The organism is Pseudofrankia coriaricola, assembly GCF_032027725.1.
Lineage (GTDB): Bacteria > Actinomycetota > Actinomycetes > Frankiales > Frankiaceae > Pseudofrankia.
Genome location: NZ_JASNFO010000164.1, coordinates 1 through 8,779 on the forward strand (window position 1 = coordinate 1; position 8,779 = coordinate 8,779).

The 8,779-nt window shown below is 70.2% G+C and carries 9 protein-coding genes; 4 read left to right on the forward strand and 5 right to left on the reverse strand.

Annotation, left to right across the window (positions count from 1 at the left end; genetic code table 11):
* The coding region (locus QOZ89_RS46200; RefSeq protein ID WP_312630321.1) for an acyl-CoA dehydrogenase family protein at positions 1–1,056 on the forward strand (1,056 nt) is incomplete at its 5' end.
* Between the two features lie 267 nt (positions 1,057–1,323).
* On the opposite strand, the gene QOZ89_RS46205 is transcribed toward QOZ89_RS46200, so the two are convergent.
* The 3 genes from QOZ89_RS46205 to QOZ89_RS46215 are packed head-to-tail and all read right to left on the reverse strand — an operon-like array spanning position 1,324 to position 3,641.
* Positions 1,324–2,103: an SDR family NAD(P)-dependent oxidoreductase gene (locus QOZ89_RS46205; protein WP_071050882.1), complete on the reverse strand. Its 780-nt coding sequence runs from the start codon at positions 2,101–2,103 to the stop codon at positions 1,324–1,326.
* A 42-nt stretch (positions 2,104–2,145) separates the two neighbouring features.
* Positions 2,146–2,610: a hypothetical protein gene (locus QOZ89_RS46210; protein ID WP_071050881.1), complete on the reverse strand. Its 465-nt coding sequence runs from the start codon at positions 2,608–2,610 to the stop codon at positions 2,146–2,148.
* Entirely contained in the window at positions 2,607–3,641 is a 1,035-nt protein-coding gene (locus QOZ89_RS46215) for a phosphotransferase family protein (RefSeq protein WP_071050880.1), read from the reverse strand. The genes QOZ89_RS46210 and QOZ89_RS46215 overlap by 4 nt, the downstream gene beginning before the upstream one ends.
* Before the next feature lie 101 nt (positions 3,642–3,742).
* Between QOZ89_RS46215 and QOZ89_RS46220 the strand changes: the two genes are divergently transcribed.
* The 3 genes from QOZ89_RS46220 to QOZ89_RS46230 are packed head-to-tail and all read left to right on the forward strand — an operon-like array spanning position 3,743 to position 6,185.
* Positions 3,743–4,465 (forward strand): histidine phosphatase family protein, encoded by a 723-nt coding sequence (locus QOZ89_RS46220; protein ID WP_071050879.1) that lies wholly within the window; start codon positions 3,743–3,745, stop codon positions 4,463–4,465.
* A 17-nt stretch (positions 4,466–4,482) separates the two neighbouring features.
* Positions 4,483–5,352, forward strand: a complete 870-nt coding sequence (locus tag QOZ89_RS46225) for an SMP-30/gluconolactonase/LRE family protein (RefSeq protein WP_157910559.1) — start codon at positions 4,483–4,485, stop codon at positions 5,350–5,352.
* Positions 5,353–5,405: 53 nt separating this feature from the next.
* Positions 5,406–6,185, forward strand: a complete 780-nt coding sequence (locus QOZ89_RS46230; RefSeq protein ID WP_071050877.1) for an SDR family NAD(P)-dependent oxidoreductase — start codon at positions 5,406–5,408, stop codon at positions 6,183–6,185.
* A 230-nt stretch (positions 6,186–6,415) separates the two neighbouring features.
* Here QOZ89_RS46230 and QOZ89_RS46235 read toward each other — a convergent pair whose 3' ends face one another.
* Together QOZ89_RS46235 and QOZ89_RS46240 are read right to left on the reverse strand one after the other, a co-directional pair.
* Entirely contained in the window at positions 6,416–7,282 is an 867-nt protein-coding gene (locus QOZ89_RS46235) for a mycofactocin-coupled SDR family oxidoreductase (RefSeq protein WP_312630182.1), read from the reverse strand.
* Between the two features lie 75 nt (positions 7,283–7,357).
* Positions 7,358–8,779, reverse strand: a 1,422-nt coding sequence (locus QOZ89_RS46240) for an aldehyde dehydrogenase family protein (RefSeq protein WP_312630322.1), incomplete at its 5' end; no start/stop codon positions are given.

Consider the following 8,779-nt stretch of genomic DNA (forward strand, 5'->3'; position numbering starts at 1 on the left):
GTCCGGCGACTGATGGAGACGCCGGAGGGCTACGACCGGGGGCAGTGGGCGAGGCTGGCCGGCGAGCTCGGCCTCACCGGGCTGTGCATCCCGGCCGAGCACGGCGGCAGCGACGCCACCTTCGCCGAGGTCGGCGTGGTCCTCGAGGAGATGGGGCGCACCCTGACGTGCGCGCCGTACCTGTCCACCGTCGTGCTCGCGACCGGCGCGTTGCTGCACATCGACGACGAGGCGGCCCGCAAGGATTATCTGCCTGGCATCGCCGCGGGGGAGACCATCGCGACCGTGGCGGTCGTGGAGGAGTCGGGGCGCTGGGATGCGGCCGATGTCGCCGCGACCGCGACGCGCGGCGCGGCGGGCTGGGAGCTGCACGGGACGAAGATGTTCGTCCTCGACGGACACATCGCCGACCTCGTGCTCGTCGCCGCGCGGACGGGCGACGGCGCGGGATCCGCCGTCAGTCTCTTCGCGGTCGACGGAACCGCGCCGGGTCTGACCCGCGGCGCGATGCCGACACTCGACCTCACCCGCAGCCAGGCGCGCCTCGACCTGGACTCCGTGCCGGGCCGGCTCGTCGGCCCGGAGGGCGGCGCCGGACCGACCCTCGAGCACCTCGGCCACCTGGCCGCCGTCGCCCTGGCCTGCGAACAGGTAGGCGGCGCGGCGCGGGTGCTGGAGACGGCCGTCGCGTTCGCGAGGACGCGGGTGCAGTTCGGGCGTCCGATCGGGCAGTTCCAGGCGATCAAGCACCGCTGCGCGGACATGGCGCTCGAGCTGGATGCCGCTCGGACCGCGCTGGCCCACGGGCTGTGGGCGGCGGCGACCTCGGACCCCGAGCTGCCCGTCGCCGCCTCCATCGCGAAGATCCGCTGTTCGGAGTGCTTCGATTTCGCGGCCGCCGAGAACGTCCAGATCCACGGCGGTATCGGCTTCAGCTGGGAGCACTCCGCGCACCTGTACTTCCGCCGGGCGAAGAGCAATGCGCTGATGTTCGGCGACTCGTCCTACCACCGGGAGCAGCTGATCCGCCAGCTGGAGGCGGCCGGGAGGCTTTGACGAGCTGTGGTGGTCCCGGCCGGAACCGCGAACGGTCCGGCCGTGTCGAAGACGACCGCGACGTCGACTCTTCCGAGCCGCGTCGGCACCATGCCCACTTCGTCCTGCGGCTCACAGACCTCGACGGCCTGGTCAGGCCGGGTCACCTCACCTCCCTCCGCGAGACCGTACCGGCCAACCTCCTACGCCGTGCGCGTACGACCAGCCATCGCCCTGAGCGACGGGCCCCCGCGCTTCCTGGCGCGTGTTCGCCATCGATGTGGGGCTTCAGTAGGGAGCGGCGCCGCCGTCCACCGACAGGCAGGCCCCCGTGATGCCAGCGCCCGCTGGCGAGCACAGCAGCACCGCCATGGCGGCGACCTCGTCCACCGTGTTCGGGCGCTTGATAGCCGATCCGGACACGATCATCGAGACGTAATCGTCGTATGCCATGCCGGCGCCGGTCGCGGACGCGGGGCCGTTCTCGGCCCACACGTCGGTGAGGACGACGCCCGGGCACAGCGCGTTGCAGGTGATGCCCAGCGTGCCCGTCTCGTGGGCCACGGCTTTGGTGAACCCGTTCAGCGCGTGCTTGGTGGTCACGTAGTGCGCGAAGCCGGCGAGCGGGAGCTTGCCGTACATCGAGGACATGTTGATGATGCGCCCCCAGCGCCTCGGGATCATGTTCCGCAGCGCGGCGCGGGTACACCAGAAGGGGTGGTTGAGGTTCCAGTCCAGGCTTTCGTCCCAGTCCTCGTCGGTCATCTCGGCGACGGTGGCGGTACGACCGCCGCCGCCGGCGTTGTTGACGAGGATGTCGATTGCGCCGAAGCGTTCGACGGTGCCCTGCACGAGAGCCGCACAGTCGACATTCCGCCGGACGTCGCCGGCGAGGAAGTGCGTCCGCTCCGGTACGCCGATCTCCTCGAGAGCGAGCCTGCCTTTCTGTTCGCTTCGCCCGTTGACCACGACCCGGGCGCCCTCCGCCAGCAAGGCCTCGGCGATGCCACGGCCGATGCCCCGCGTTCCCCCGGTGACCAGAGCCACCCTTCCCTCGACCACGCCCATGGACGTCTCCTGAGTTCCTCTTTGATGATGCGCGCCGTGCGGTCAGGCGCGTCCGACGGCGTTGAACCCGCCGGTGACGGCGTTCTCGTGGTGTCGGCGTTGTTCGAAGAGCCGATGGACCTCCCGCCGGCACTCGGCATCGCCGTGCTCGAACGCCGCTTCGGCGGCCCGGGACAGAACCTCCCCGGCGCGGGCGTAGTCGGCGTACGCGTCGACGACGCTCACGCTGCTGCCCTTGGCCGCCTGGTAGGAGCGCAACGCGTCAGCAAGCGCGCCGGCGTCCGGCAGCCGCCCGACCAGCAGCCGCGCAACGGCCTCGATCGCCTCCGCCTCCTCGCGCATCCAGGCCAGTTCGTCGGCCGCGCGGACGGCCGCCGAGCGCAGCACCGAGATGGCCATGGCAAGCGCGATCTCCGCCACCTGCTCGGTGACCGCCGGACGCACCTTCGCTTCCAGCTCATCGCACGCCACCTCGATGAGCCGCGCCGTAGTGGGTTGGGAGATCATGCGTCCTCTCCAGTGCCGGCGGTGTGGGTGGCGATCGCTTCCATGAAGACGTTGTGCATGGCGGCCACGGCGCAGGACGTGTAAGCGACGCTGATGTTCGACGTCTCGCCGCGGATAAGGGCGGCCAAGCTGACGATCTCACCGAGGAAGACGTCGGTCGCGCCAAGCACGGTGAAGTACGCGATGGTCGCCGGGTTGACCTCATCGGCGCCGAAGCCCGTCGCCTTGCGGTACCGCTCGTAGAAGGTTTCCGGGTCCTCGGCGATGAGCCACGGTGGCTGGTTCGCCCCGCACAGCACCATCCACCCGAGGTCCTCGCGAGGGTCCCCTACATGTGCCAGCTCCCAGTCGACCATGCGGTAGGTCCCGTCGACGTCCACCACCGCATTGGTGGGCTGGAAGTCCCCGTGCACCAGCGACAGTGGCAGCGGCGCCGGCTTGTTCTTCGGTAGCCAAGCCGCGATCATCCGCATGAACGGGTCGCCACCTGGATATGTCCGCTCCGCGTCGACCCACTGCCGGATCCGTGCGTCGATGTAGGCGTCCCACGACGGGGGAACCGCCACGCCGGGCGGCAGGGCGCCGAGCTCGAACGTGTGAATGGCGGCTGCGACGTCCGCCAGCTGCGCGCTCATCGCCAGGTGTTCCGACCGGTCCCGGGTCAGCGCCGCGCTGTGCACCGACGGGCCCGGCACCAGCTCGGTGAAGATTGCGGGGCTGCCCACCTCGTCCCCGGTCGGGTCGAAAAAGAGCGGCGCGGGAAGCGGCACCGTGCCCGCGTCCCACAGCGCGCACAGCAGCGCCCATTCCGCGCGACGGTCGGTATCGATGATCGACTGGCCCGGCGGCGGGTCGGCGCGCATCACGTAGCCCCGCCGGCCGCCCGAGTCCTCGACCCAGACCCGGGACATGAGCCGGCTGTAACCACCCGTGATGGGTTCGCAGGCGGTCAGCCGGAATGAGCCGCGATCCTCACTACGAGCCCGCAGGAACATCTCGACACGAGTGTGTACGTCGTCGATGGCAGGCAACCGGTGATCTCCCCTCAACCGGGCCGGTGACGCCCGGACGGCCAGGATAGGCCCGACAAGTATCATGATGAATACGGCGCCGAAAGGCTAGAGTCCAGCCCATGTCGGCGACCCGGTTACCCAGCGGCAGCGTCAGCGCCTTCGACTACTCTCAGTACGCCTTTCTCACCGGCGGCCAGCCGCACACCCGGCTCGTCCTGGTCCGGCACGGCCAACAGGTCCCCGGCCGGCCGGGCGGGCCGTTCGGGGACGTCCTCGATCCTCCGCTGTCCGAGGTGGGCGATCGGCAGGTGGCCTCCGTGGCCGAACGCCTGGCCCGGGAGCCGGTCGACGCGGTCTACAGCAGCGCGCTGCAGCGGGCGCATCGAACGGCCACGGCGATTGGGAAGCGCCACGGCGCCCAGCCGGTGGTCATGGCCGATCTGCGCGAGGTAGAGGTGTTCCGGGACATCCCGCCCGAGCAGAGCCCGGAGAGGTTCCTCGGCCGGACGCTGCTGGCGGGCGTGCGCGAGCGGATGATGTTCGAGAAGCGCTGGGATGTCTACCCGTACTCCGAAAGCAGCCACGACTTCCGCAAGCGGGTCGTGAATGCGATCGAGGGGATCGCGGCCAGCCACGAGGGCGAACGGGTGGTGGTCGCCTGTCACGGCGGCGTCATCAACGCCTACCTCGCCCACCACCTCGGCATCCCGTTCGACATGTGGTTCCGCCCCGCCCACACCGCGGTCAACGTCGTGCTGGCCGGGCAGCACGGGGTCCGGGCGGTGGTGTCCCTCGGCGACACTCACCACCTCGACGCCACCCCCGGCCTCCTCACCTACTGACAATGCCGAGGGACGTCATGGGCACAGGCCACGCCGACTCCGACTTCACGCTGCTTGCCGACGGCTTCGTGTCCCTCGAGGGCCCAACGATGAGCGCGGACGGTGCCCTGTTCTTCAGCGACCTGCGGGCCGGCGGTATCCACCGGCTGTCGCCCGACGGGCGGGTCGAGGTCGTCGTGCCCGACCGCCCGGATGTCGGCGGTACCTGCCTGCACGCCCAAGGAGGGCTGGTGGCCACTGGCGCCGACGTGTCCCACGTGGCTGCCGGGCGGACACGCCTGCTGCTGAGTCTGGGTGACCTGCCCCCAGGCCGGGGCGGCGAGGCCTACGCGTTCAACGACTTGGCGGCCGACGGCGAAGGCAGCATCTACGTGGGCGTGCTCCGCCGGGACGAGCGCGGGAACCCGGAGCCCGGCGAACTGGTGCGGGTAACCGGCGAGCGCGCCTGCGAGGTGGTGTATGACGACGTCCACCCCAACGGCGTCGCACTCTCCCCGGACGGCACGGTTCTCTACCTGGCGGACACGTTTCGGCGGCGGCTGCTCGTCTTCTCGTTCGACGAGGGCGTCACGCCTGTCCGGACCGGCGTGATCTCAACCGAGGACGTGCCCGGGCTGCCGGACGGGATCGCGGTGGACGCCGAGGGCTGCATCTGGGTCGCGTTCTACCGCGGCGGCTGCGTTGCGCGCTTCGCGCCGGACGGCAACCTCCGCGCGCGGCTCGCGATGCCGGCGCTCAAGCCGCTGAGCCTGTGCCTAGGAGCGGGTGGGCACGACGACCTCTTCGTGGTCACCGGCCGCAGTGCCCCCGGCGCCGAGGACACCGGAAGCGTCTATAGGACGACCGTCGGGGTGACGGCCGCGCCGGTCCACCCGGCCCGGGTGTGACGGCGACACGACCGCAATTCCCTCTTAATCCTCATGATGATAATGTTGGAGGCATGACCGCGTCCAAGGTGCCGGCCCGTCTCGTCGGCCGTCGGGTGCTGGTCACCGGCGGAGGCAGCGGGATCGGCCGGGCCTCGGTTCTCCGTCTCGCGGCCGAAGGCGCCGCCGTCGCCGTGACCGACCTGCGCGCGGAGTCTGCCGAGGCCGCCGCTGAGGAGGTCGCGCGTGGAGGCGGACACGCCGTCGGCCTGCCGGCCGACGTCGCCGACGAGCAGTCCGTTGCCGCGGCCGTACGCGCGGCCGCCGGGCAGTTCGGCGGTCTGGACACCGTAGTGGCGTGCGCTGGACTTCTGCACTCGGCGGCGACCCATGAGACAAGTCTCGACCTGTGGGAGTTCATGCTGCGGGTGAACCTGACGGGCACCTTCCTCACCGTGAAACACTGCCTTCCCCACCTATTGACAGCCGGCGGCGGCAGCATCGTGACGGTGGGGTCCGTCGCCTCGTTGGTCGCCGGCGGCTGGGCATCCTGCTACGACGCATCTAAGGGAGGCGTGCTCCAGTTCACGAGGGCGGTGGGCGCCGAGTACGCCGACCGCGGCATCCGGGCCAACTGCGTGTGCCCCGGCCACATTGGCACCAACCTGCGGGCGCACAGCACCGCGGCCGTCGGGCCACCCGCTACTCCGCCCGTATCGAGAGTCACCGCACCCATGAACCGTCGCGCGGACCCTGCCGAGGTTGCCGGGGTGATCGCATTCCTGTGCTCCGACGACTCCTCATTCATGACCAGCTCCGCCGTGATGGTCGACGGCGGGTTCACCGCGGTCTGAGCCGCCACCGGCTCCGGAGGAAGCTCCGGCGGATCGCCGCAGTGGATCGCCACGATGAGGATGCGCGAGGGCCAGTCGCCGGCTGGAGGCTTCGAGCGAAGTGACTGGTCAGGCGCTTTGGAAGCCCCGGCGGTTGGACCGCCGGCGGGGCCGAGCGCGGATGCCCGGCCCCGGTTTCCTGTCGCCCGGCGGATGCGGTCGCCGACGCGGACGCTCGGTTTGGGTGGTGGTTATTTCGCGAGTTGTCCGGCGTCGACGGGCAGGACGATGCCGGTGACGTGGCGTGCTTCGTCGGAGGCCAGCCAGAGCACCGCCTCGGAGATGTCCCGTGCCTCGTTCCAGGGGACTGGCATGATGTTCATGGCTTGGAAGGCGTCGATGGTGTCCTCCTTGGTGGGTGCGGTGAGGTCGGGGCGGAACAGCTGGTAGATCGCGTCGTTGAAGATCATGTCGGTGTCGACGGAGCAGGGCGCGATCGCGTTGACGCGGATCGAGAACGGGCCCAGCTCGTGTGTGAGCGCGCGCATGACCCCGACGGCGCCGTGCTTGGCGGCGATGTAGGCGACCATGTTGGGCAGGCCCTTCAGGCCCATCGTCGAGGTCGTGATGATGATGGATCCGCCGTTACCCTGCTCAATCATCACGGGTGTCGCCGCTTTGGCTGTCTGCCAGACGCCGGTGAGGTCGACGTCGATGACGGCCTGCCAGTTCTCCCTGGTCAGCTCGCAGGCGGTGGCGTAGGTGCCGCCGATGCCCGCGTTGGCGCTCACGATGTCGATGTGGCCGAACCGTTCCTTCCCGGCGGCGACCGCGGCGTCGAGGGATTCCTGGTCGCGGACGTCGACGTGACGGGTGAGGATGTCGCGTCCGGTCGCCGTCACCAGCCGCGCCGTCTCCTCGAGGTCGGCCTCGGTGGCCATGGGGTACGGCGAGAATCGGCTGATGTCCTTGCTGGCCGTGTCGGAGAGGTCGACGGCGATCACAGCCGCGCCTTCCTCGGCCAGGCGGATCGCGTGGGAACGCCCCTGACCTCGGGCGGCTCCCGTGATGAACGCGACCTTGCCCTCGACCCGCCCGCGCCTTTGTTGGTTTGTCACTGTTTCCTCCGGTCCGGAGTCGATGGTGTTGCGCAACCGCGGCGCAGCCGGTAAGCCAGCCGCGCCCCGGGCCGGCTATACGGGCGCCGGGACGCTTTCCGCCGCGGCGAGGATCTCGGCCGGCAGATCGGTGGCGGGATCGACCGAGATGGTCTTGGTCTGCAGGTATTCCGTCAGGGCGGTAATGCCGTGCTCGCGCCCGATCCCGGACTGCTTGTAGCCGCCGAACGGGCTGTTGAGATCGCAGACGTAGGTGTTCACCGAGAACGTCCCGCTACGGATCCGCCGGGCGATCTCGAAACCGTGCAGGGCATCCGCGGTGAAGACGGTGCCCGCCAGGCCGAACCGGCTGTCGTTGGCGATCCGGATCGCATCCTCCTCATCTTCGTAGCGGATGAGGGCGGTAACCGGGCCGAAGATCTCTTCCTGGGCGACGCTCATGTCGTTGCGGACGTCCGTGAGCAGCGTCGGCTCGACGTACCAGCCCCGCGGTAGGTGGGCGGGACGGCCGCCGCCGACGCGTACGGTGGCGCCCTCGGCCAGGCCCCTGGCGATGTGGCCCTCGACCCGGTCGCGATGCGCCGCCGTGATCAGCGGGCCGATCGCCGTGTCGGGTTCCATCGGGTCCCCCACCTTCAGGCTTGAGATTGCTGCCGCCAGCCGATTGGCGATCTCGTCGTAGCGGGCGGCGGGAGCGAGGATCCGGCTCATCGCGACACAGGCCTGGCCCGTGTTCATGGCGACACTGCTGCCGATCAGTGCGGGGACCGCCAGCCCGAGGTCGGCGTCCGAACAGATGATCGCGGCGGACTTGCCGCCCAACTCGAGGACGGCCCGTTTGACCTGCGAGCCGCAGATCTCGCCGATGCGCCTTCCGACGGTGGTCGAACCGGTGAAACTCACCATGTCCACACCGGGATGGCGGACCAGGTACTCGGAGGACTCCGGTCCCGCCGCGACGATGTTCAGCACGCCAGGCGGGAATCCCACCTCGTCCACCAGCTCGGCGAGCACGAAGGACGACAGTGGGTCCTGCTCCGGCGCCTTGAGCACGACGGTGCAGCCCGCGACGAGCGCCGGCGCCGCCTTCTGGGCGGCGCAGGCGAGGGCGAAGTTGAACGCGGCGAAGGTGGCGACCACACCGACCGGCTCCTGGACTACGAGGCTCTTCCCGGCGAACGGGATCGCGCTCGCCCCACCCTCGCCTCCGGCGAGCGGGGACAGGTCGCTGACCCGCATCTCCTCGAAGCGGTAGCTGCTCGCCAGCCGCGCGTAGTAGTTCAGGCTCACCGAGGGGGCCACCGCCTGGTAGAGCTGCGCCTGTAGCAGCGGGGTGCCCATCTCCTCGGTGATCAGCTCGGCGAGCTCCGGCGCGCGCTTTGCGATCGCCGCGGCCAACCGCGCGCACAACTCGCCGCGCTCGGCAGCCGGCCGGCGGGACCAGTCGGTCTCATCGAAGGCCCGCCGCGCGGCCGCCACCGCCGCGTCCATGTCGGC

Excerpts from the sequence above, each read along its gene's own strand:
- QOZ89_RS46220 (WP_071050879.1), top strand. The coding sequence starts at position 3,743 with ATGTCGGCGACCCGGTTACCCAGCGGCAGCGTCAGCGCCTTCGACTAC.
- QOZ89_RS46210 (WP_071050881.1), bottom strand. The coding sequence starts at position 2,610 with ATGATCTCCCAACCCACTACGGCGCGGCTCATCGAGGTGGCGTGCGAT.
- QOZ89_RS46230 (WP_071050877.1), top strand. The coding sequence starts at position 5,406 with ATGACCGCGTCCAAGGTGCCGGCCCGTCTCGTCGGCCGTCGGGTGCTG.
- QOZ89_RS46225 (WP_157910559.1), top strand. The coding sequence starts at position 4,483 with ATGGGCACAGGCCACGCCGACTCCGACTTCACGCTGCTTGCCGACGGC.
- QOZ89_RS46205 (WP_071050882.1), bottom strand. The coding sequence starts at position 2,103 with ATGGGCGTGGTCGAGGGAAGGGTGGCTCTGGTCACCGGGGGAACGCGG.